The 22,452-nt window shown below is 66.9% G+C and carries 25 protein-coding genes; 5 read left to right on the top strand and 20 right to left on the bottom strand.

Features of this window, described 5'->3' with window-relative positions; translation table 11 throughout:
- The 3 genes from rplT to infC all read right to left on the bottom strand — a co-directional run.
- The coding region (gene rplT, locus B4F19_RS06015; protein WP_292733360.1) for a 50S ribosomal protein L20 at window positions 1–202 on the bottom strand (202 nt) is incomplete at its 3' end.
- A gap of 30 nt (window positions 203–232) precedes the next feature.
- Window positions 233–427, bottom strand: a complete 195-nt coding sequence (gene rpmI, locus B4F19_RS06010) for a 50S ribosomal protein L35 (RefSeq protein ID WP_228177767.1) — start codon at window positions 425–427, stop codon at window positions 233–235.
- A gap of 46 nt (window positions 428–473) precedes the next feature.
- Window positions 474–1,058 carry a translation initiation factor IF-3 gene (infC, locus tag B4F19_RS06005; RefSeq protein ID WP_292733357.1) on the bottom strand — a complete coding sequence of 195 codons (585 nt, stop codon included), beginning with the start codon at window positions 1,056–1,058 and terminating at the stop codon, window positions 474–476.
- Window positions 1,059–1,378: 320 nt separating this feature from the next.
- Between infC and B4F19_RS06000 the strand changes: the two genes are divergently transcribed.
- Window positions 1,379–1,798, top strand: a complete 420-nt coding sequence (locus B4F19_RS06000) for a DUF1844 domain-containing protein (RefSeq protein WP_228177829.1) — start codon at window positions 1,379–1,381, stop codon at window positions 1,796–1,798.
- Between the two features lie 35 nt (window positions 1,799–1,833).
- Here B4F19_RS06000 and B4F19_RS05995 read toward each other — a convergent pair whose 3' ends face one another.
- The 6 genes from B4F19_RS05995 to B4F19_RS05970 form a co-directional block, all read right to left on the bottom strand.
- Window positions 1,834–2,649, bottom strand: coding sequence for an SseB family protein (locus B4F19_RS05995; RefSeq protein ID WP_228177766.1), 816 nt, complete (start codon window positions 2,647–2,649; stop codon window positions 1,834–1,836).
- The gene (priA, locus tag B4F19_RS05990; RefSeq protein ID WP_292733354.1) at window positions 2,633–3,379 is read right to left on the bottom strand and encodes a bifunctional 1-(5-phosphoribosyl)-5-((5-phosphoribosylamino)methylideneamino)imidazole-4-carboxamide isomerase/phosphoribosylanthranilate isomerase PriA; all 747 of its coding nucleotides are present in this window, start codon (window positions 3,377–3,379) and stop codon (window positions 2,633–2,635) included. Before priA ends, B4F19_RS05995 begins: the two co-directional genes overlap by 17 nt.
- A gap of 63 nt (window positions 3,380–3,442) precedes the next feature.
- Window positions 3,443–4,111: an imidazole glycerol phosphate synthase subunit HisH gene (hisH, locus tag B4F19_RS05985; RefSeq protein ID WP_292729804.1), complete on the bottom strand. Its 669-nt coding sequence runs from the start codon at window positions 4,109–4,111 to the stop codon at window positions 3,443–3,445.
- Entirely contained in the window at window positions 4,108–4,713 is a 606-nt protein-coding gene (hisB, locus tag B4F19_RS05980) for an imidazoleglycerol-phosphate dehydratase HisB (protein ID WP_228177763.1), read from the bottom strand. The genes hisH and hisB overlap by 4 nt, the downstream gene beginning before the upstream one ends.
- Window positions 4,710–5,804 (bottom strand): histidinol-phosphate transaminase, encoded by a 1,095-nt coding sequence (locus tag B4F19_RS05975; RefSeq protein ID WP_292733351.1) that lies wholly within the window; start codon window positions 5,802–5,804, stop codon window positions 4,710–4,712. Before B4F19_RS05975 ends, hisB begins: the two co-directional genes overlap by 4 nt.
- Before the next feature lie 43 nt (window positions 5,805–5,847).
- Complete coding sequence (locus B4F19_RS05970) at window positions 5,848–6,222, bottom strand: LysM peptidoglycan-binding domain-containing protein (protein ID WP_228177761.1); 375 nt, start codon at window positions 6,220–6,222, stop codon at window positions 5,848–5,850.
- Window positions 6,223–6,486: 264 nt separating this feature from the next.
- Here B4F19_RS05970 and lexA point away from each other — a divergent pair, with 264 nt between their 5' ends.
- From lexA to B4F19_RS05955, 3 genes are all read left to right on the top strand, one after another.
- Window positions 6,487–7,167, top strand: coding sequence for a transcriptional repressor LexA (lexA, locus tag B4F19_RS05965; protein WP_228177760.1), 681 nt, complete (start codon window positions 6,487–6,489; stop codon window positions 7,165–7,167).
- Window positions 7,168–7,229: 62 nt separating this feature from the next.
- Window positions 7,230–8,600 carry a hypothetical protein gene (locus tag B4F19_RS05960; protein WP_292733348.1) on the top strand — a complete coding sequence of 457 codons (1,371 nt, stop codon included), beginning with the start codon at window positions 7,230–7,232 and terminating at the stop codon, window positions 8,598–8,600.
- A 10-nt stretch (window positions 8,601–8,610) separates the two neighbouring features.
- The gene (locus B4F19_RS05955) at window positions 8,611–10,551 is read left to right on the top strand and encodes a S9 family peptidase (protein ID WP_292733345.1); all 1,941 of its coding nucleotides are present in this window, start codon (window positions 8,611–8,613) and stop codon (window positions 10,549–10,551) included.
- On the opposite strand, the gene hflX is transcribed toward B4F19_RS05955, so the two are convergent.
- Entirely contained in the window at window positions 10,514–12,061 is a 1,548-nt protein-coding gene (hflX, locus tag B4F19_RS05950) for a GTPase HflX (protein ID WP_292733400.1), read from the bottom strand. The two genes, B4F19_RS05955 and hflX, sit on opposite strands and share 38 nt — an antisense overlap.
- A gap of 85 nt (window positions 12,062–12,146) precedes the next feature.
- Between hflX and B4F19_RS05945 the strand changes: the two genes are divergently transcribed.
- A complete protein-coding gene (locus B4F19_RS05945; RefSeq protein WP_228177757.1) occupies window positions 12,147–12,788 on the top strand; it encodes a class I SAM-dependent methyltransferase in 642 nt (213 codons plus the stop codon).
- Between the two features lie 15 nt (window positions 12,789–12,803).
- Here B4F19_RS05945 and dapF read toward each other — a convergent pair whose 3' ends face one another.
- The 10 genes from dapF to B4F19_RS05895 form a co-directional block, all read right to left on the bottom strand.
- Complete coding sequence (gene dapF / locus B4F19_RS05940) at window positions 12,804–13,676, bottom strand: diaminopimelate epimerase (RefSeq protein ID WP_292728595.1); 873 nt, start codon at window positions 13,674–13,676, stop codon at window positions 12,804–12,806.
- Window positions 13,677–13,726: 50 nt separating this feature from the next.
- Complete coding sequence (miaA, locus tag B4F19_RS05935) at window positions 13,727–14,641, bottom strand: tRNA (adenosine(37)-N6)-dimethylallyltransferase MiaA (protein ID WP_292728592.1); 915 nt, start codon at window positions 14,639–14,641, stop codon at window positions 13,727–13,729.
- 129 nt (window positions 14,642–14,770) lie between these two features.
- Window positions 14,771–16,318 (bottom strand): tRNA (N6-isopentenyl adenosine(37)-C2)-methylthiotransferase MiaB, encoded by a 1,548-nt coding sequence (gene miaB, locus B4F19_RS05930; protein ID WP_292728589.1) that lies wholly within the window; start codon window positions 16,316–16,318, stop codon window positions 14,771–14,773.
- A 112-nt stretch (window positions 16,319–16,430) separates the two neighbouring features.
- A complete protein-coding gene (locus B4F19_RS05925) occupies window positions 16,431–17,153 on the bottom strand; it encodes a regulatory protein RecX (protein WP_228177753.1) in 723 nt (240 codons plus the stop codon).
- 2 nt (window positions 17,154–17,155) lie between these two features.
- Entirely contained in the window at window positions 17,156–18,205 is a 1,050-nt protein-coding gene (recA, locus tag B4F19_RS05920) for a recombinase RecA (RefSeq protein WP_228177752.1), read from the bottom strand.
- A gap of 260 nt (window positions 18,206–18,465) precedes the next feature.
- Complete coding sequence (locus tag B4F19_RS05915; protein ID WP_228177751.1) at window positions 18,466–18,687, bottom strand: DUF3046 domain-containing protein; 222 nt, start codon at window positions 18,685–18,687, stop codon at window positions 18,466–18,468.
- A gap of 17 nt (window positions 18,688–18,704) precedes the next feature.
- On the bottom strand, window positions 18,705–19,013 hold the full coding sequence (locus B4F19_RS05910) for a helix-turn-helix domain-containing protein (protein ID WP_195693428.1): 309 nt from the start codon (window positions 19,011–19,013) through the stop codon (window positions 18,705–18,707).
- Window positions 19,014–19,191: 178 nt separating this feature from the next.
- On the bottom strand, window positions 19,192–19,683 hold the full coding sequence (locus B4F19_RS05905) for a CinA family protein (RefSeq protein WP_228177750.1): 492 nt from the start codon (window positions 19,681–19,683) through the stop codon (window positions 19,192–19,194).
- Complete coding sequence (gene pgsA, locus B4F19_RS05900; RefSeq protein WP_228177749.1) at window positions 19,680–20,270, bottom strand: CDP-diacylglycerol--glycerol-3-phosphate 3-phosphatidyltransferase; 591 nt, start codon at window positions 20,268–20,270, stop codon at window positions 19,680–19,682. Before pgsA ends, B4F19_RS05905 begins: the two co-directional genes overlap by 4 nt.
- A 48-nt stretch (window positions 20,271–20,318) precedes the next feature.
- Window positions 20,319–22,452, bottom strand: a 2,134-nt coding sequence (locus tag B4F19_RS05895) for a DNA translocase FtsK (protein ID WP_292733342.1), incomplete at its 5' end; no start/stop codon positions are given.

The raw sequence follows: 22,452 nt of genomic DNA, 5'->3' as shown, positions 1-22,452 counted from the left end.
CGGCGTTGATGCGCTGGATCCACAGGCGACGGAAGTCGCCCTTACGCTTGCGGCGGTCGCGGTAGGCGTAAACGAGCGAGTGGGTGACCTGCTCCTTCGCCTTGCGGTACAGACGCGAGCGCTGCCCGCGGTAGCCGGACGCGCGCTCAAGGATGACGCGACGCTTCTTGTGGGCGTTGACAGCCCGCTTGACTCTAGCCATTTCGTTTCGTTCCTGTTCGTACCGGGGCGCTCAGATGCCGAGGAGCTTCTTGGCGACCTTCGCGTCACCGGGGGCGAGCATCTTGTCTGCCGACAGACGGCGCGTGCGCTTGGTGGGCTTGCCCTCGAAGTTGTGGCGGAGGTTCGCCTGCTGCTTCTTGATCTTCCCGGTTCCGGTGACCTTGAAGCGCTTCTTGGCACCCGAGTGGGTCTTCTGCTTCGGCATCTTGTTTTCCTTCGTTGTGGTTCCCGCCGGGCGGGAGTCTGGGGGCCTACTCGGCGGGAGCGGCCGTGGGCTCGGGGGCTTCACCGCGGGCGGACTGACGTGCAGCCTCCTTGGTGGCAGCGCGCTGGGCGTTCTGCTCGGCCTTCGCCTCGGACTTGTTCTTGTGCGGTGCGATCACCATCGTCATGTTGCGGCCGTCGATCGTGGGGTTCGATTCGACGGTGCCGAACTCGGCGACGTCCTCGGCGAACTTGCGAAGCAGGCGCACACCCTGCTCGGGGCGCGACTGCTCGCGACCACGGAACAGGATCATCGCCTTGACCTTGTCGCCGGCTTTCAGGAACGACTCCGCGTGCTTGCGCTTGGTTTCGTAGTCGTGCGGCTCGATCTTCAGGCGGAACCGGACTTCCTTCAGGACCGTGTTGGCCTGGTTGCGTCGCGCTTCCTTCGCCTTCTGCGCAGCCTCGTACTTGAACTTGCCGTAGTCCATGATCTTGACCACGGGCGGCTTCGAGTTCGGGGCGACCTCGACCAGGTCGAGATCGGCCTCCTGGGCCAGACGCTGCGCGACTTCGATGCGAACGACACCGACCTGTTCGCCGCCGGGACCGACCAAACGGACCTCGGGCACGCGAATGCGCTCGTTGATGCGGGGATCGCTGATGCGGAACTCCTCTTCGTGCGGGTGTAAGCCACCGCGACACGGGATGCGCCGCGGGTGAGATCAGAACACTCCACCCGCTCGACGCACTGCATCGGCTTCATTCACCCTGACGCCCGATGGTTTCTCGAGCGCTACCTCGCCTGGCAATCGGATTGCGAGGCGAAGCGGAGTTCGTGGACCCGGTAGCCTTGAGCGGCAAGCGCGGGTGGGATGTGATCCTCTTTCGTGTCCGGGGCATAGTGCTCCGGAGCCCGCACGAGTCTAGCAGAAGGCATCACGTGTCGACGATTTCCGGTTTCTCCGGCCCCGCAGCATCCGACGGCGAGTCGGTCGACCGCCGAGACCGCGAGCGCGAGCAGCGCTGGGAGGAGGATGCCGAGGCTGCCGCCGCCGCGTCCCGAGACATCGCTGATGTCCCGGCTGTCGAGGTCATCACGACCACTGCCGTGCACCTCATGAGCGCCGCAGCCGTGAAGGTCGGGCTTGCCGACGACCCCGATAGGCAGAAGGACCTCGACGAGGCCCGCAAGCTCATCAATGCACTCGCGGGCTTGATCACCGCCGGCGCCCCGGAGATCAGCGACATGCACGCTCGCTCGCTGCGCGATGGCCTGCGCTCACTCCAGCTCGCGTTCCGCGAAGCGTCAGTGATCCCCGACCCGATCGGCAAGGGACCCGGCGAGAAATGGACAGGTCCGGTCACCTGAGTGAGTCTCGTCAGGCCCCGCCAGTCCGCACCAGCTCAGACCGATGAGCGCCGGATCTTCACGGCGAGGGAGTCCACGAGAACCGCGATGCGGTCGTCAGCTGCCCAGCGTTTCGCGAGCCGCTGCAGCACGGCATCCAGTTCTTCGCGGTCAAGGCCCGGCATGATGTCGAGCTGAACCTGGACCTCGGGGCCTCTCCCCCGCGCCTGCGGGTCGGCTGACGCCAGCGAGAGATCGAGGACGGCAAGTTCCGCACCGATGCTCTCCTGGAATCCGGCGAAGACCTCTGGTGAGGTGTGCGCGGGCTCCCAGGCCTGACCTTGCGCGATCGCCCAGACCGCGGGCCGACGGATGACGAACTCGGTCTCGGATCCCGGGTCGAGAACGATGAGGTCGGTGCCGTCATCGACAGCGGCTGCCGCGGTCCGCACGCCATCGGCGGGGACAGGCCGCGCGGCGGGGTCCCACGCGCCCATTGCCGCGACCGACGAGAACACCGGGAGCACGCGCCTGCCGTCGGGCGCGGCGACAGTGACGATCGACAGCTCCTGCGTCTTGTCGACCGTCAGCCCGTGAGCGCCGACACCCTCGTCGCCCTTCTCAGCGACGAGGGGAATGAGAAGGCGCGCGGATCGGTAGGCGTCTGTCACCTCGACGACAGCAGCATCACCCGCCCGGAACCGCTCGATCGCGCCGATCAGCGCGGGGTCAGCCGACCCATCATCACCGGCGAACGGGTTTGCCTCGAAGCTGCGCCCGGCCCAGGGGAAACCGGCGGAGTCGGCGGTGTGATCCGATCCGTGGGTGTGCGCGTGCGGATGCCGCTGCGGGTCTTCAGCCTCCGGCGACATCCAGTGCCTCGGCCAGGGTGAAGGCGCCCGAATACAACGCCTTCCCGACGATCGCACCCTCGACACCGAGGGGGACGAGCTCGCGCAGCGCCGCGATGTCATCAAGCGTTGCCACACCGCCCGAGGCGATGACCGGCTTCGGGGTGCGGGTCGTGACCTCGCGAAGCAGATCGAGGTTGGGTCCGCGGAGCGTCCCGTCTTTGGTCACGTCGGTGACGACGTAGCGACTGCACCCGGCATCCTCGAGGCGGTCGAGCACCGCCCACAGGTCCCCGCCCTCCTGCGTCCAGCCGCGAGCTGCGAGGGTCGTGCCGCGCACGTCGAGCCCCACCGCGACAAGTTCGCCGTACCGGCCGATCACGTCGGCAGCCCACTCCGGGTTCTCCAGTGCTGCGGTGCCGAGGTTGACGCGTTCGGCACCGTACTCGGTCGCAAGCTCGAGGCTCCGGTCGTCCCGGATGCCTCCCGAAACCTCGACGTGAACGCCCTTGACCTGCTTGATCACCTTACGGATGATTCCCGCGTTGCTGCCGCGGCCGAAAGCGGCATCCAGGTCGACGAGGTGAATCCACTGCGCACCCTGGCGAGCCCAATCGACGGCGGCCTCGACCGGATCACCGTAGCTCGTCTCCGAGCCGGCGGCGCCCTGGGTCAGGCGCACCGCCTTGCCGTCTGCGACATCGACGGCGGGCAGCAGAATCAGTTCGGGCGTTGACGCGAAGTCGTTCATGGTTCCTCGGGCGGGTTCACGGAGCCCGCGGCACGCCGATGAGAATCGGGGGCAGGCACGAGTTCAGAGGGTAGCCGCGGGAAGGCTCGTGATCCAATTCGCGAGGAGACGGATGCCAGCCTCCCCCGACTTCTCGGGGTGGAACTGCGTTGCCGCCAGCGGCCCGTTCTCGACGGCCGCCACGAACGGAACCCCATGGGTTGCCCACGTCACTACCGCGCTGGGGAAGGGGTCCTGGGCTTCGAGAGTCCAGTGCTGGGCGGCATACGAGTGGACGAAGTAGAACCGCTCCGATTCGATGCCCCGAAACAGCGTCGACCCGGCGCCCGCCGCCACGGTATTCCACCCCATGTGCGGGAGTACCGGCGCATCGAGCTCGGTGACAGCGCCGGGCCACTGTCCGAGTCCGAGACTGTCGGCTCCGCGCTCGACACCGTGCTCGAACATCACCTGCATACCGACGCAGATCCCGAGCACGGGTCGTCCGCCCGCCAAGCGTCGCTCGATGAGCTGATCCGCACGGGATTCGCGCAGCGCATCCACGACGGAGCGGAAGGCGCCGACGCCCGGAACGACCAGACCGTCCGCAGCCATGATCAGATCGCGGTCATCGGTCAGGCGGGCGTCAGCCCCCGCCAGGGCCAGCGCCTTGACCGCAGAGTGAACATTGCCGGATCCGTAGTCCAGAACGGCGACCGTCGGCCGCGCGGTCGTTGTCGACGCCGAGGTCACAGCGCACCCTTCGTGCTCGGGATACCGCGCACGAGGGGATCGAGTGCCTTGGCCTGGCGGAAAGCGCGCGCGAAGGCCTTGTACTCGGCCTCGGCGATGTGGTGCGGATCACGGCCAGCCAGAACCCGGAGGTGGACGGTGAGGCCGGCGTGGTAGCTGATCGCCTCGAAGGTGTGCCGCACGAGCGACCCTGTGAAGTGACCGGCGATCAGGTGAAGCGCGAACCCGTCGGGCTCGCCGTCGTGCACGAGGTAAGGACGTCCACTGATGTCCACGACAGCTTGGGCCAAGGCATCGTCCAGCGGAACGAGCGCGTCGCCGTAACGCGAGATGCCCGACTTGTCGCCGAGGGCTTCACGGATGGCGTCACCGAGCACGATCGCGACATCCTCGACGGTGTGGTGAGCGTCGATCTCCACGTCACCTTCGGCACGCACCGTGAGGTCGGTCAGGGAGTGCTTCGCGAACGCCGTGAGCATGTGATCGTAGAACGGGACGCCGGTGTCGATCGTGCTGGCGCCGGTGCCATCGAGGTCAAGGCTCAACTCGACGCGCGACTCGCTCGTGGCTCGCGTGACCGATGCGGTGCGGCTGCTGCTCATGCGCGAGAGTCTATCGACGCGAGTGCTTCCAGAAACGCGGTGGTCTCCTCGGCGGTGCCGGCCGACACCCGCAGGCTGCGCGGGATGCCGATGTCACGAACGAGGATGCCGCGATCATAAAGCTGTTGCCACGTGCGTCCGGGGTCTTCTACCCCGCTGAACAGCACGAAGTTGGTCCACGACTCGTAGGCGCGGTAGCCGAGAGCTTCGACTGTCGCCGAGATGCGATCGCGCTGCATCACGATCTCATCCACCATCTGGAGCATCACCGGGGCGTGGGCAAGCGCAGCGAGCGCCGCCGCCTGCGTGAGCGAACTGAGGTGGTAAGGCAACCGCACCAACCGCAAGGCATCGATCACGGCGGGATCGGCAGCGAGGTAGCCAACGCGGGCTCCGGCGAAGGCGAACGCCTTGCTCATGGTGCGCGAAACGAGGAGGCGTTCGCGGCCCGGCAGCAACGACAGCGCGGATGGCGCCGTTCGAGGCGCGAACTCGAAGTACGCCTCATCGACGAGCACGATCCCGCGCGTCGCCTCGTAGGCGGCCTCGATCACCTCGAGGCTCATCGGCGTCCCTGTCGGATTATTGGGGGCGCACAGGAACACGATGTCGGGATCGGCGGCAGCGATCTGGTCGACCGCCGATACGGCATCCACCGTGTAGTCGGCACCTCGGCTTCCGGAGACCCACTCGGCCCCGGTCGCTCGCGTCAGCAAGGGGTACATCGAATAGGTGGGAGCGAACCCGAAGGCGCGACGCCCCGGCCCGCCGAACGCCTGGAGAACGTGCTGAAGCACCTCGTTCGATCCGTTCGCCGCCCAGATCTGGTCGGCGACGAGGCCATGGCGAAGGTACTCGGCGAATCCCTCACGCAGTTCCCGGAACTCGCGGTCCGGGTAGCGGTTGATCTCGCCGAGGGCGCGTCCGATCGCATCCAGGATGTCGTCGGCTACCTCCCGCGGCACCGGGTGAGTGTTCTCGTTGACATTCAGGCCGACAGGAAGTGGCGCCTGCGGTGCGCCGTACGGGGTGAGACCCCGTAGGTCATCGCGGAGCGGAAGATCATCGAGGCGAATCGTCACCCGTCCCATCGTACGGTGCCTGATGAGGCCGCACTCGGTTCTTCAGCAGGATTCACTCGCTGTAGGCGAGGGGGATAGCGAGCTGCTGCCCCGCGCTCACAACGCTTCCCGTCAGACCGTTCAGGCGGGAGATCTCGGCCACGACGTCGCGGGGGTCGGCATCCGGTGCGATCTCTTGCGCGATGGACCACAGGGAGTCCCCCGCCGAAACGGTGACCGTCTCGAACGTCCCCGCCGGCGCCGAGGAATCAAGGGAGGCGAGGGCGGCACCGCCACCCCAGATGACGCCGAGGATGACGATGACCGCCGGCAGCGCAGCAAGCGCCGTGAGGACGGCTCGACCACGAGCAGTCAGTCGAAGCCGTTTCGCGGCGGGTCGGGCCGCAGCGATCGTCGTGGGTGCGGTGCCGAGAGCAATCGTCGTCATGTCATCCTCCGTCATCTCGAGGAGAGATTCGCATCCACCGCCCGGCCAGGAGTGGCGGATGCGAAGCTCTCTTCCGAAGTTATCTTCGAGTATTCTGGCTGTCAAGTCGGATTCCTCCCGGGGATGTTTCGAACACGACACGCGGGCCGGGTATCCCCGAAAGGGTATTGAGGCGGTTACGGTTTCGATGAAGACAGGTCATCACCAACCTCCGACATTCGAAGACGAGTGCGGGCAGATGCGAGCAGCGACAGGAGCGGGGCAATGAACGAGGAGCCGGTACGGGAACGCGCTAGTACGCGGCGGCGGCGCAGCCTCAGCGAGAAACAGCTCGCGATTCTTGAGGTGATCCAGCGCTCGATCGCCCGAAACGGCTACCCGCCGAGCATGCGTGAGATCGGCGATGCCGTCGGGCTCAAGAGCCTCTCGAGCGTCACGCATCAGCTCAACCAGCTGGAACTGAGCGGATACCTTCGCCGCGATGCCGGCAAGACGCGCGCAATGGAGGTGCTCATCGACCTACCGGGCATGGCCGCTGAAAACCCCGCAGACACCGCGCCGTCTGTCGGCGACGCAGCGATGGTGCCGCTCGTCGGGCGCATTGCCGCTGGCGTGCCGATCACCGCTGATCAGCAGATCGAAGAGATCTTCCCGCTTCCCCGACAGCTCGTCGGCAAAGGTGAGCTTTTCATGTTGCGGGTCAGCGGCGAATCGATGATCGACGCTGCGATCTGTGACGGTGACTGGGTGGTCGTACGCTCCCAGGCGACCGCCGAGAACGGCGACATCGTCGCCGCGATGCTCGACGGTGAAGCGACGGTCAAGGCATTTCGCCAGCGGGATGGACACACCTGGCTTCTCCCCCGCAATTCAGCCTTCGAACCCATCCTCGGCGACGAAGCGACGGTCCTCGGCAAGGTCGTGGCGGTCCTTCGCGCGGTCTGAGCCGCACAGATCGCCATATTCGGGTGAGGCGGTGAAAGTGGTCTTCCGCCAAAATGGGGCCCATGAGCTCGCCGACACCCGAAGACCTCGAATCCCGGATCCGCGCCCTCGAGGCTGAAAACGCGCGTCTGACGGTCCGCACCTCCCCGTCCGGTGGGTGGTGGCGCGCCGCCCTGTCGGCGTTCGTCATCGTGATCGCGACGATTCTCGTGCCGGTGTCGGTGGTCACCACGTGGGCACGCGTGCAGCTGGTCGACGAGGATGCCTTCGTGTCTACGTTCGCCCCGTTGACCGAGGATCCCGCCGTCCAGGAACTCATCGTCGATGAGGCGACGGCAGCCATCGATGCGCAGGTCGACTTCGCGGGCCTCACCGACCAGGTCTTCGACGGCATTGAGGACCTGGGACTGCCTCCCGCGGCATCGACAGCGCTCAACGCACTGCGCGCGCCGGCTGCCCAGGGCGTGCAGAACCTGGTCAACTCCGCGGTCGAACGCATCGTGGAGTCAGATGCCTTCTCGGATGTCTGGGCCTTCGCGCTTCGGGGTGTCCACCGCTCGATCACGACCGTCGCGACAGCCGACGGCGGCGGAATCCTCGTCCTCGACAACGACGGCCTCGGGATCGCGCTGGGCCCGATCATCGACCAGGTCAAGGAACGGCTCACCGAGAGCGGGGTCGGCGTTGCCGGGCTCATCCCCAGCATCGACAAGACCATCATCATCGGCGACGGCGAGGCGCTCATCGCGTTCCGGACTGTCTATGCGCTCGCTGATGCTGTCGGCTGGTGGCTCTCGATCGTGACCATCGCACTGTTCGTCCTGGCCATCGTCATCGCGCGGCGCCGCAGCGTCGCGGTAATCGGTACGGGGGTCGGACTGTTCATCGGCGGCGGCATGCTCGCTGCCGGATTCGGTATCGGCGCTGCAGCAAGTACCGTCGTAGCCGGCCAGCTCGACCTCTCCCCGTCGGCCCTCAGTGTGATCTATGCGCAGCTCACCGCATCCATGGCGCAGAGCGCGCTTGTGATCGCGCTGCTCGGTCTCGTGATCGCGGTCATCGGCTGGCTGATGGGGTCGAGCCGTTCAGCCACCGCCACCCGTGGCGGCGTAAGCGGCTTCAACGCGACTATCCGCGGCGCTCTCGCCGCGCGGGGACTCAACACTGGCGCCTTCGGACGCTTCCTCGCTCGGTACCGCGTCGCGATCCGGATCGCGCTGGTCGTCCTCGCGGTCATCTGGCTTCTTGCGCTCCGCCCACTTTCCTTCAGCGATGTCCTTCTGGTGTTCCTGGTGACAGTCATCGTCGCCTGGATCCTCGAGTTGCTGCAGCAGCGCGAGATCGTCGAGGTCGAGGTCGTCGAGGTGGACGTGGCCGACGCGGACGGCTCCGAGGAGATCGTCGTCGAGGAGCGCGCCAGCGACCGCGCGTAGCGTGGGGACCATGGCTTCCTTCCTTCCCCGGCTCCCCTACGGCACCTGGCCGTCTCCGATCTCCGCAGCATCCGTTGCCGCGGCGTCCCCGCGCTACGAAGGTGCGGCGTTCGTCGCGGCCCCAGACGGCGAGGAGATCTGGTGGGGACAGAGCGTTCCAGCCGAGAATGGGCGCACGACAGTCCGACGGCGCCTGGCCGATGGGACTGTCGAAGAGCTCCTGCCCGCCCCGTGGAACGCTCGGTCTCGTGTGCACGAGTACGGCGGCGGCCCGTGGGCAGCGACGGATGACGGCGCGTTGTGCTTCGTGGAGAAGACAGATCAGCGGATCTGGATCCTCGAAGCGGGGACTGAGCCGCGCGCCCTGACACCGGCCGGGACGCGGATGCGATTCGGTGGACTGCGGTTCGCCGCCGGAGAGCTGTGGGCGATCCGAGAAGACCACACACGGCCCGGCGTTCCCGCTCGCGACATCGTGCGAGTTCCGCGCAACGGTTCTGCCGCGAGCGATGTGGATCAGATCGTCTCCGTGGTGGCGGGGAGTGACTTCGTCGCCCACCCCGCGGTTTCGCCCGACGGATCCCACCTCGCCTGGATCGCCTGGAATCATCCAGCCATGCCATGGGATAGCACCGAGCTCCGTCTCGGTCGATTCGTGAACGGCCGTATCGAGAAGTGGCAGACCGTCGCCGGTGGCCCAGACCGAGCGCCCCTGCAACCCGAGTGGCTGGACACCGACAGACTCGTGTTCCTCGACGACCCCGATGGTCGGTGGAACCTGCACTCCTGGTCGGCCTCTCACGGCGCAACGCCCATCGCCCCGGCCCCGGAGGACACCGGAGGGCCGCTGTGGTCCCTCGGGGGGCGCTGGTATGCCCTGGGGGCAGACGGCACCGCTGTCTGCGTCCGCACCCAGGGCACCGATCGGGTCGTCGCCGTCGCTCCCGGCGGCGATATGCACGATCTCGGCGGACCGGTGAGTTCCGACGTGTCGGTCGAGGATGCCGCGGGCCGGCGTGCCCTCGTGATCGGCTCCCGGACGGACGGCGCCGCCGGCGTGTGGCTGGTCGATATCGACAGCGCGCGCTGGGAGCCGGTCGCCGGCGGTGAAAGCGCCTGGCCTGCCGAATGGACGCCGCGGCCGATCGAGCTAAGCACCGAAGGCCCCCGGGGTGAGGTCCACGCCTTCGCCTTCCCCCCGACGAACCCGGAGGCGGCCGCTCCGGAGGGGGAGCTTCCGCCCTACATCGTCCTCGTACACGGTGGTCCGACGGGCCATGTCGGCGGTGCGGCATCCCCGAAGATCAGCTACTTCACCAGCCGTGGAATCGGTGTGCTGGACGTGAACTACGGCGGCTCAACCGGGTACGGGCGCGAATATCGCGAGAGGCTCCGGGGGCAGTGGGGTGTCGTTGACGTCGAGGACGTGCGCGACGCGGCGCTTGCGCTAGCGGAGGCCGGACTGGCAGATCCTGCCCGCATAGCGATCGACGGCGGATCCGCGGGCGGTTGGACAGTCCTCGCAGCGATCGTCCAGACCAACGTGTTCGCCGCCGGGGTGTCCCGCTACGGCGTCGGCGATGCTCGCGCGCTCGCTGCCGATACCCACGACTTCGAGGCTCGGTACCTCGATGGCCTCATCGGCCCGCTCCCCGAGGCGGAACACCTCTATCTGGAGCGCTCTCCGCTCTCGCATCCCGACGGCTTCGACGTTCCCATGCTCCTGCTTCAGGGAGCGGAGGACGAAGTCGTACCCCCAGCACAGGCAGAGGCCATTCGAGAAGCGCTAGCTGCGCGCGGCATCCCGCATGCCTACGTCCTCTACGAGGGAGAGGCTCACGGCTTCCGGCGCGCCGAGACCGTCATCCACGCCATCGAAACGGAGCTTGCCTTCCTCGGCGCGGTGTTCGGGTTCACTCCCCCAGGCGCCGCACCGCTGACGCTGAGCTGAAAGGCGCGAGCTCGGCTGCAAGCTTCTCGGATACGAATGCGTGGAGGGCCGTCCCGGACTCCTCGTGGGTGATGGCGATGACGTGCCCGGACTCGTGTGCGGCGGAGATCAGGTCGCCGCGGTCATAGGGAACGATCGCGTGGACTTCGACCGCCGGAAGCGGAAGAGCCCGCTCGATGGCAGCCCGAAGCTCGGTTATGCCCTCCCCCGTGCGGGAAGAGGCAAACAGCGCCGCGGGCTCCAGCCCCCGAAGAACCATGCGCGTCGATTCGTCGACGAGGTCGGCCTTGTTGAAGACGACGATCTCCGGCAGGTCACGCGCTCCGACATCGCCGATGACGTCACGAACGGTAGCCAACTGCGCCGCGGGGTCGGGGTGTGAAGCATCCACGACGTGCACGATCACGTCCGATTGGCCGACCTCCTCGAGAGTCGACCGAAAGGCTTCAACCAGCTGGTGCGGCAGATTGCGCACGAAACCGACGGTGTCGGTGAGGGTGTAGACCCGACCATCGGACGCCTCGGTACGGCGCACCGTCGCATCCAGCGTCGCAAACAGGGCGTTTTCGACCAGTACTCCGGCGTTCGTGAGCCGATTGAGAAGGCTCGACTTGCCGGCGTTCGTGTACCCGGCGATCGCAACCGACGGCACCGTGTTGCGCCGACGCTCAGCACGCTTGGCATCCCGCGCCGGTGCGAAGTCACGGATCTGTCGCCGCAGCTGCGCCATCCGAGTACGGATGCGGCGGCGGTCGAGTTCGATCTTGGTCTCACCGGGACCGCGAGAACCCATACCGGCGCCGCCTGCACCGACCTGGCCACCGGCCTGGCGGCTCATCGACTCACCCCAGCCGCGAAGGCGCGGCAGGAGGTACTCAAGCTGTGCGAGTTCGACCTGCGCCTTGCCCTCGCGGCTCTTCGCGTGCTGGCTGAAGATGTCGAGGATGACCGTGGTGCGGTCGATTACCTTGACCTTGACGACATCCTCGAGTGCGCGCCGCTGGCTCGGCGCGAGTTCGGTGTCGGCGATCACAGTGTCGGCGCCAAGCGAGGCGACGATGTCGCGGAGCTCCTCGGCCTTGCCTCGTCCGAGGTAGGTGGCGGGATCCGGGTGAGGGCGGCGCTGGAGGACGCCATCGAGCACGACGGCTCCGGCAGTCTCGGCGAGCGCGGCGAGCTCCCGAAGGGAGTTCTCGGCATTCTCCTGCTCACCCTGGGGGTGGACGCCGACAAGAACGACGTTCTCGAGCCGAAGCTGGCGGTACTCGACCTCGGTGACGTCTTCGAGTTCGGTCGACAGGCCCGGGATGCGTCGGAGCGCCGCGCGTTCTTCGCGATCCCACTGATCGCCGTCGGAGTCCGCTCCTCCAGCCGTCGCGGCATCCTGCAAAGCCTGAGCCGACCCGAACACCCACACGTCGGATCGGCCGCGGGCGCGCTCAAGCACCCGGTCAACAGGGTCGACAGGGTGCTCCGCTGGGGCGTTCTGGGTGTCTGGGATCTCGTCCATCATCATTTCCGTGGGATGCCCGGCATCAGGCATCCGTAAACTCTAGCCTCCCGGAGGCGGCCCGTCCTCCGCTACGCTCGTCGCCATGGAGAGCGATCACTACTTCTCGTCGTCGCCTTCCAGTCCCGAAAACCTCCGGCGCATCCGTGTCTCGATCGCGGGGCATCCGGTGGAGGTCACTACGGCCGGCGGGGTGTTCAGTCCGGATCACATCGACACCGGCACCACCGTCTTGCTCGAGAACACTCCTCCCCCGCCTGCGGGCGGGCATCTGCTGGACCTCGGGTGCGGGTGGGGTCCCATAGCGCTGACCCTCGCGATGGATGCTCCGCACGCCACGGTGTGGGCCGTTGACGTCAACGAACGAGCTCTCGACCTCGTGCGCTCCAACGCGAGCGAACTCGGCCTTGCCAATGTCAACGCCGTGCTGCCGGGCGATGTTCCCGATGATGTCGTCTTTCGGACGATCCGCTCCAACCCCCCGATCCGGGTCGGCAAGGACCAGCTGCACGGGTTACTCGAGGAGTGGATTCCGCGACTGGATGAGCGCTCGGATGCGTGGCTCGTCGTCTCGCGAAACCTCGGTTCGGACTCCCTGCAGCGGTGGATGGCCACGACATTCCACCGCGGCTACTCGGTGCATCGCTCTGCTACCGCCAAGGGCTTTCGGGTGCTACGCGTGCGTCGCCACGGGTCGACGCCGACCGCTGCCATCGACGTCGTCTGACGCCTGGCCGCACGGTCAGGCCAGGGCCATCTCGCCGGAAAAGACCAGGGTCGCAGGCCCCGCGAGGAAGACGTGCGACTCGCCGTCCACTGACGCCACGCGAACCCCGAGTTCACCGCCGGGGACGCCGACCTGCCAAGCATCCGGAGCTGCAGCACCCGCCCAGTGGCGGACCGCAAGCGCAGCCGCAGCGACCCCCGTGCCGCATGAGAGCGTCTCACCGACGCCGCGTTCGAAAACCCGCATGCTCAGGCCCCCGGTGCCGCCCTGCACGAGCGGATCGTTCGGCACGACGAACTCGATGTTCGCGCCTGCGGCGGGAGCCGGGTCCAGCTGCGGGACGCGGGAAAGATCGATGCCGGCGAGTTCTTCGGCCGTGGGGAGCGCTACCACGACGTGGGGGTTACCGACATCCACCCCGACTCCGGGCCGGGCGACATCGAGATGGCGTGCGCGAACCAGCACCTCGGACTCGTCGATCCGGAAGGCACCGAGATCCACTTCGAAGCCGCGCTGGTGTGCCGTCACGGGCTTGATGCCTGCTCGGGTGCCCACGAGCACGGGCCCGGCGTCGGCATCCGCCCAGCCGACCGCCGTGAGGTAGCGCACGAAGACACGGATGCCGTTCCCGCACATCTCCGCAGCAGACCCGTCGGCGTTCCGGTAGTCCATGAACCACTCGACGCCAGCGGCTGTAGCCGCAGCACCCTCGGGGATCGCCGCGGCCCGCACAACCCGCAGCAGTCCGTCGGCGCCGACCCCGAACCGGCGGTCACACAGCGCCGCGACCTGGTCGTCGGAGAGGTCGAGCTCCCCGTCGGCGTCGGGCACGATGACGAAGTCGTTGCCGGTGCCGTGGCCCTTGGTGAACGAGATGGGGGTCGACATGCCTTCAGTCTAGGATCGCGCGGCCCGGCTCCCGGGACGGGGCGACCCGCTCACCGATCCAGCATCCGCGCGGCGTCATCGTCAGGTTCGAGCCAGTGGACGCCGACGTACCGCCGGAACCACGACACCTGACGACGTGCGTATCGGCGCGTGAGGGCCTGGGTCTGAGCGATAGCCTCGTTCTCCGAGAGCTCTCCCGCAAGCTGCGCCAGCGCCTGGGCGTAGCCGATGGCGCGGCGCGCCGTAACGCCACGCTCGATGCCGTCAGCGCGAAGTGTCTCCACTTCGCCGAGGAGTCCGTCTTCCCACATCCGTTCCACACGGGCATCGAGGCGAGCGACGAGGTCCTCTCGGGGCATCCGTCGCCCAATGATTCGCGTTCGCGGATGCCACAGCACCGGCCGATCCGGCAGCGCAGCGCCGTGGCCGGCACTTCCCGATTCGACGACCTCGAGCGCGCGGATCACCCGCCGCTCGTTGGCAGGATCGATTCTCGCGGCGGTGGCGGGGTCGAGGGCGCGAAGGCGCTGGAAGAGGACGCCGACGCCCTGCTCGGCAGCTTCCGCTTCGAGCGCGGCTCGGCGGCCGGCGTCACGAGGAGGGAACTGGAAGTCGTAAATGGCGCTTGAGACGTAGAGCCCTGATCCCCCGACGAGGATCGCTTCCGCTCCCCGAGCCTGGGCCTCGGCGATAGCGGCGCGAGCCGCGGGCTGATAGGTCGCGACGGCGGCCTCTTCGGTGACGGCGAGCACGTCGAGCAAGTGGTGCGGAATCCCCCGCCGTTCGCGCTCCGGCAGCTTGGCCGTTCCGATGTCCATTCCGCGGTACAGCTGCATAGCGTCAGCGTTGATGATCTCTGCATGCCTCCCGCGCCGGCCCAGCTCCTCAGCGAGAGCGAGAGACGTTTCGCTCTTGCCGGTTCCGGTGGCGCCAACAATGACCCACAGCGTCGGCTCTGTTGTCACGTCAACGCTCCCGTCCGCACAGTTCCAACCCCGCGTGTGCTGCTGTTCGGTGCATCCGCGGCGGAAGAATACGCAGCAACTGCACCGAACTGCCGCACTCGCTGCGACGCGCCACCGGCAGGGTTCGCGTCACGCGCTCACACGGAGCGAGGGCACGCCCAGCGAGACCGCACGGCGCTCACCGGGAGCGGACGGGCTCGGCACAGCACACGACTCGGCGAGCGACCGGTCCCAGGCATCGCCAGCGCGCGTACGACGAATCCGAAGACGCCCACCCTCGGGCGCATCGGCAAGCAGATGGAACGGTGCAGCGTGGGTCACCTCGACGGTCGCGACATCGCCGGGCCTGGGCACGTCCGACCCTTCGGGTACCTCGAAATGCACAAGCCGGTTGTCTTGGGCGCGGCCCGTCAACCGCCGGGTCTCGACATCCTTCTTGCCCTCGCCGGTCGAGACGAGCACCTCGAGTTCACGGCCGACCTGAGCCTGGTTCTCTTCGAGGCTGATGCGCTCTTGGAGTTCGATGAGGCGGTTGTAGCGCTCCTGCACTACTGCTTTCGGAACCTGATCGGCCATGGTGGCAGCCGGGGTCCCTTCGCGAATCGAGTACTGGAACGTGAAGGCACCTGCGAACCTGGCGCGCTCGACGACGCGCATCGTGTCTTCGAAGTCCTCGTCGGTCTCACCCGGGAACCCGACGATGATGTCGGTCGAGATCGCGGCGTGCGGGATGCGCTCGCGCACACGATCGAGGATGCCGAGGAACCTGTCGCTGCGGTAGGAGCGGCGCATGGCCCGCAGGATCCGGTCGCTTCCCGACTGCAGCGGCATGTGCAACTGCGGCATAACGGCGGGAGTCTCGGCCATCGCATCGATCACATCATCCGTGAACGCGGCGGGGTGAGGGCTGGTGAACCGAATACGTTCGAGGCCCTCGATCTCGCCCGCGGCGCGCAGCAACTTGCCGAAGGCCTGCCGGTCGCCGAACTCGACACCGTAGGAGTTCACGTTCTGCCCAAGAAGCGTGACTTCGATCGCTCCGTCATCGACGAGCAGTCGGATCTCGTTCAGGATGTCGCCGGGCCGCCGATCTTTCTCTTTGCCGCGAAGGCTCGGAACGATGCAGAAGGTGCAGGTGTTGTTGCAGCCGACCGAGATCGACACCCACCCCGAGGCCGCGCTGTCGCGCTTGGTGGGAAGAGTCGAGGGGAAGACCTCCAGCGACTCGAGGATCTCGAGCTCGGCTTCCTCGTTGTGCCGTGCGCGCTCGAGCAGGGTCGGCAACGACCCCATGTTGTGCGTGCCGAAGACGACGTCGACCCACGGCGCCTTCTCGAGGACGCGCTCCTTGTCCATCTGCGCGAGGCATCCGCCGACAGCGATCTGCATTCCCTCACGCTTGTCTTTGCGGGACTTGAGGTGCCCGAGGGTGCCGTAGAGCTTGCCGGCCGCATTGTCGCGGACCGCGCACGTGTTGATGACGACGATGTCGGCTTCGTCGCCGGCCGCGGCACGCACGTAGCCAGCGCTCTCGAGCGACCCGGAGAGTCGTTCGGAGTCGTGGACGTTCATCTGGCAGCCGAAGGTCCGCACCTCATACGTGCGCGCGGCGCCCGTGGATGACACGGCTGCGGCGGACGGCGCGATGAACGTCGGCGAAGCGGAGGGCATGGTCATAGTGCCTGCCATTCTACGAGCCGCTCCCGGGTACCGGCCGAGCGCGGGCTACCTGGGTACCAGTGGCTACCAGCCACCGATGCCCGGGCAGCCGTTGATCCGAGGGTCGACCTCAGTCGCGCGGCTCAGCCAGCGCAAGCCGCGCCGCCGTCATCGCCACCCCAGGCGGGTAGCCGCGTCGCTGCAACTGACCCACGAGGCGCCGGATGGCGACGTCGACAGCCACCCCGCGGTAGCCGCCAGCCTTCTGGCGTGCGAACTCGAGAGCCCGCTCGGCGTCGTCGTCAGGCAGCGTCGCCAGAGCCGCATCGGCGACGTCACGGGGAATGCGGCGCTTGGCCAGCACCTGGGCGATCGCCCGCCGGCCTTCGCGACGTCTGGTGACGGCGGTATGCACGAGTTGCTCTGCGAGGTCGGCATCACCAAGCCATCGCTTACCCACGAGGTCAGCCACGAGAACCTCTGCGACAGCCTTCTCAACGCCATCAGCGACGAGCTCGTCGGTGGCCTCAGCCTCCGACAGTCCGCGCCGACGCAAACGCTTGATCAGGCGATCGAGCGCAGCACGAGTGACAGCAGACGACGCGCGCGATTCCCCGTAGGGATCGTCGAGGTACCGGTCGTCATCATCTTCACCGATATCGTCGTCATCGACCCACGTCGAGTGCCATGTGCCTGCTGACAGTTCCGCGCACGCTTCGCCGCGATCTTCGCCGAGGAGGCCGTTGTCGCGGGAGACTGAGCCGCGGGAGACTGAGCCGCGAGAGAAAGCCCCGTCACCGAAAAGCGGGATGACGGGGGCGAGCGACCGCTCGCCCCCGGTCTCACGCGTCATGATCAGGCCGGGCGCCGCTTGGCGAGCTCGTCCTCGACATCACCCGCGGGCTTGGCCCCGCCGATACCGAGCTTCTCTTTGATCTTGGTCTCGATGTCGGCAGCGATGTCTTCGTTCTTGATGAGGAAGTTGCGAGCGTTCTCTTTACCCTGACCCAGCTGCTCGCCGTCGTAGGTGTACCAGGCGCCGGACTTCTTCACGATGCTGTGCTCGACACCGAAGTCGATGAGGCTCCCCTCGCGAGAGATCCCCGTGCCGTACAGGATGTCGAACTCGGCCTGCTTGAACGGCGGCGCCATCTTGTTCTTCACGACCTTGACGCGCGTGCGGTTACCGACAGCATCCGTTCCGTCCTTCAGCGTCTCGATCCGGCGGATGTCCAGTCGCACTGACGCATAGAACTTCAACGCCTTACCACCGGCCGTGGTCTCGGGCGATCCGAAGAACACACCGATCTTCTCGCGCAGCTGGTTGATGAAAATCGCCGTCGTCTTGGTCTGGTTCAGGCCACCGGTGAGCTTGCGAAGTGCCTGGGACATCAGGCGAGCCTGCAGGCCGACGTGGGAGTCACCCATCTCGCCCTCGATCTCGGCCTTGGGCACCAGCGCTGCCACCGAGTCGATGACCACCAGGTCGATGGCGCCGGAGCGGATCAGCATGTCAGCGATCTCCAGCGCCTGCTCTCCCGTGTCGGGCTGCGAGACGAGGAGCTGATCGATGTCGACGCCGAGCTTCTGGGCGTAGTCGGGGTCCAACGCGTGCTCAGCATCGATGAATGCGGCGATGCCGCCTGCCTTCTGGACGTTCGCAATCGCGTGGAGCGTGAGAGTCGTCTTTCCCGATGACTCCGGACCGTAGATCTCGATAATGCGGCCGCGTGGCAGGCCGCCGACGCCGAGGGCCACGTCAAGGGCGATGGAGCCCGTGGGGATGATCTCGACCGGAGCACGCTCGTCGCTGCCCAGTCGCATCACCGAGCCCTTTCCGAATTGCCGGTCGATCTGCGCGAGCGCTGAATCGAGCGCCTTCTCGCGGTCAGCGGGTGTGGGCATGGCGTGTGCTCCTTCAGCACTCGGTCCGTCGTCGGTGTGTCCGGCTCCGGAGAATCGGCCGCCTGTAGGCTGTCGCGCCGCTGCTCGAATGAGCATGAGCCCGACAAGGCGTGTGGTGTCGTTCGACGCTGCTCACGGTACGTGGGGGTTCCGACATTGCTGCCGGCCTGTCCGCGTGTCGTGAGGGAACGCCTTCTCGACTCCACTTGTGCAGGAGACTACGCGGTCATCGAACAGATATTCGACGACACGCCGTCGTTTCAGCGGCGAGGTTCGAGCCGACCGACGCCGTACCGCCGCTGGGCGGGCACATCGGTCTCGGCGCACAGGGCGAGCCAGACATCGCGCGGCGGAACACCAGCCGCGATGGCCTCAGTGGCGGTTCGCCCGCCGACGCCGGAAAGAACCAGGTCGGCCAGAAGCGCTGCCGATTGAGGACCGAACTCGTCGGTGACGGCGCGGTCGAATTCGCTGCGACGCATGCAGAGCGCAGCGCTGGTCAGCGCAGCGAGAGCTCGGCGTCCATTGACGCGACAAGCTCGTCGGGAACGACGTCGGGGAATGTCTGCAGGCCCTCGAGCACTGCAAGGCGGTCACCGACTTCACGCATGATCGTCGAGATAGGAACATCCAGCGCTTCAGCGACCGAAGCGAGGATTTCGCTCGATGCTTCCTTCTGACCACGCTCCACCTCGCTCAGGTAGCCCAGCGCGACGCTCGCGCGGCTGGCGACCTGACGGAGGGTGCGACCCTTCTGCTGGCGGAAGTCACGAAGGACTTCGCCGATCTCTTGACGTACCAGTACCATCTCGGGTCCCCTCCTCACTGACTGCTTCTGTTGGTGGCGATTCCGCTGGTGTCGCGGGTGGACAACAGTACAACACCGATGTAGGTCACACTAATGCCGCCTTCTGGGGAATGGGTGGGAATCACCGAAAGTAACGCATCCGAAACATCAGGTGTTCCCGCGAGCGACCTCCGGTCGCTCAGAGCGAAACCCGCAACAGTTCGAGTGCCGCTCGGACCGCCTCCGCGCGGATCGTCGCTCGGTCACCGGCGAGCTGATGCTCGGTGACCGACTCGCGCTCCGGTGTCACCACAGCGACATAAACGCGGCCAACCGGTGCGTCATCTTGCGGGTCAGGCCCGGCAACGCCGGTCGTGGCCACCCCGACCTCGGTGAGAACACCGGCTGGCTTTGTAGCAACCCGGATGCCGCGGGCCATCTGAATCGCAACCTCAGGGTGCACCGCACCCTCGCGGCCCAGGAGCGCGGCCTCCACCCCGAGCAGGCTCGCCTTCAGGTCGGTGGCGTACGCGACGACGCCGCCACGGAAAACGTCCGAAGCGCCAGGGACCGACACGAGAGCCGAAGCGAGCGCGCCGCCGGTCAGCGACTCGGCAACACCCAGCCGCCATCCTCGGGAGCGGAGCGTCGCGAGAACCTCGGACGCACTCGCGGAGGCGTCGCCCGTCATGATTCCGCCGACGGCGCTACCTCACCACGTCGAGTCCGAGCTGCCCGGATCTCCGTGACGACATAGTCGATTCCACTCGCGATCGTGAGAACGACGGCGATGGTCATGGCAACGCCGTTGACCCAGAAGATCCATTCGCCCACGAGGTTCCACAGCGGCAGGAGGGCAAGTGAGAGCGCAACGGCCTGTGCCACTGTCTTGAGCTTTCCCATCCAGGCTGCAGCGAGCACATGATCGCTGACGACGATGAACCGATAGATCGTGATTCCGACCTCGCGGATCAGGACCACGATCGTTATCCACCACGGCAACTCGCCGAGGATCGAGAGACCGATGAACGCGAACCCGGTGAGCACCTTGTCGGCGATCGGATCCAGGAGCTTGCCGAGGTCGGTGACGATCTCGTACTTGCGGGCGAGATACCCGTCGATCCCGTCGGTGGCGATGGCGACGATGAAGATCACCGCCGCCCACCATCGGAGTGCACCGTCCGATCCCCCGTCGGCGAGCAGCATCCACAGGAAGATCGGCGCCATGAGGATGCGCACGATCGTGATCGCGTTGGGAAGCTGCCGCGGAATCGCCATGGGCCGAGCCTACTGCGAGAGGCCCCGCCTGCCGCGGGACGAGACCGGTCAGTCGCGCCCTGTCAGCCCCCAGGCATCTTCGCTGCCGTCGTCGCCGTCGACGACCTCGTACCCTGCGAACTGGCTGTCCACGGCATCCGGACCGTACGGGTCCTCGGATGCCGCACCCGGCGAATCTTCACCGCGAAGACGAGCGAGCACGTCGGGCAGCTGCTCCGCTGTCACCAGCACATCGCGCGCCTTCGACCCCTCAGACGGACCGACGATCTCGCGTGATTCGAGGAGGTCCATGAGCCGCCCCGCCTTCGCGAAGCCGACGCGGAGCTTGCGCTGGAGCATCGAGGTCGAACCGAACTGCGTCGAGACGACGAGTTCTGCTGCAGCCAGCAGCAGTTCAAGGTCGTCACCGATGTCGGCATCCACCTCTTTCTTCTCGGCAGCCGCCTGCACGTCCGATCGATACTCGGGGCGGGCCTGCCCCGTCACGTGCGCGACGACTTTCTCGATCTCGGATTCGCTCACCCACGCACCCTGCACGCGCAGGGTCTTCGAGGCCCCCATCGGCAGGAACAGCGCATCGCCCTGGCCGATCAGACGGTCGGCGCCGGGCTGATCCAGGATGACGCGGGAGTCGGTGACGCTGGTCACCGCGAAAGCGAGACGCGAGGGGACGTTGGCCTTGATGAGGCCCGTCACGACGTCGACCGAGGGTCGCTGTGTCGCCAGTACCAGATGGATGCCGCTCGCTCGCGCCAGCTGTGTGATGCGCACGATCGAGTCTTCGACATCGCGTGGGGCGACCATCATGAGGTCGGCGAGCTCGTCAACCACGACCAAGAGGTAGGGGTAGGGCTTGAGGACCCGTTCACTGCCGGGCGGCAGCTTCACCTCGCCAGCGACGACCGCACGGTTGAAATCGTCGATGTGGCGGAACCCGAACGACGCGAGGTCGTCGTAGCGCATGTCCATCTCTTTCACGACCCACTGGAGGGCTTCCGCCGCCTTCTTGGGGTTCGTGATGATGGGGGTGATCAGGTGCGGCACGCCAGCATAGGAAGTCAACTCGACGCGCTTGGGGTCGATCAGCACCATCCGCACCTCGGAGGGCTTGGCGCGCATCAGCAGGCTCGTGATCATCGAGTTCACGAAGCTCGACTTACCCGAGCCGGTCGAACCGGCGACGAGTAGGTGGGGCATCTTCGCGAGGTTCGCCACAACGAAGCCGCCACCGACGTCCTTGCCCACGCCGATCGTCATCGGATGCGTGGACTGAGTGGCAGCCGCCGAGCGCAGGACGTCACCGAGCGTGACGATCTCTCGATCGGTGTTGGGGATCTCGACACCGATCGCGCTCTTGCCGGGGATCGGCGCGAGGATGCGCACCTCGTTGGAGGCGACGGCGTAAGCGATGTTGTTCGTGAGCGCCGTGATGCGCTCGACCTTCACACCGGGGCCGAGCTCGATCTCGTACTGCGTGACTGTCGGCCCGCGCGAGAACCCGGTCACCCGTGCGTTGATCGAGAATTCCTCGAAGACGCTTGTGATCGCCCGGACGACCGCGTCGTTGGCCTCCGAGCGCGACTTCGCGGGAGTCCCCGCCGAGAGGTTGTTGACCGACGGGAGTCGGTAGGGCGCGGTCGGAGCAGACCGGGGGGCATCGCTGCCAATGCCGATCACGCCGGGGAGGGCGGCATCCTCGTCGTCGGCATCGTCGTCCTGGAGCCCCGTGTGCGATCCGCTGACCGCCTTCTTCGCGCCGTCGAGGACGGCGGGATCGATGACCTCGGTGAGGGCATCCGGTGCCGGCGCATCCGATGCAACTGCCGCGAAGGCCTGATCGAAGCCTCCCTCGGGAGGGCCCGGCGGCAGGAGTTCGGTGAGGAAGTCCTCGGTCGACTGACCGCCGTCGGCATCCTGCTCGCGTCCCGAGCTGTTACGGCGCCACCAGGGCAAGGACGTGCGTTCGCCAGACTCTGTCTCGTCAGTGTCGGCCGACTCGGCGGGTCGCGTCGCGCGCTCCGCGCCGAACATCCAGGCATAGAGGTCGCCCAGGCGCCTGCCGATGCGGTTGGGCGGCGTCTTGGTGAGGATCAGGATGCTGAGGATGCCGAGCAGGGCCAGCACGATGCCGGCGCCGATCAAGGTCAATCCCAGCGCGAGCGGCTCGCCCAGCATCCAGCCG

This window comes from Microbacterium sp. UBA1097 (assembly GCF_002313585.1).
Lineage (GTDB): Bacteria > Actinomycetota > Actinomycetes > Actinomycetales > Microbacteriaceae > Microbacterium.
The sequence above is the reverse complement of the archived record's forward strand: the minus strand, read 5'-3'. Positions and strand labels throughout refer to the sequence as shown.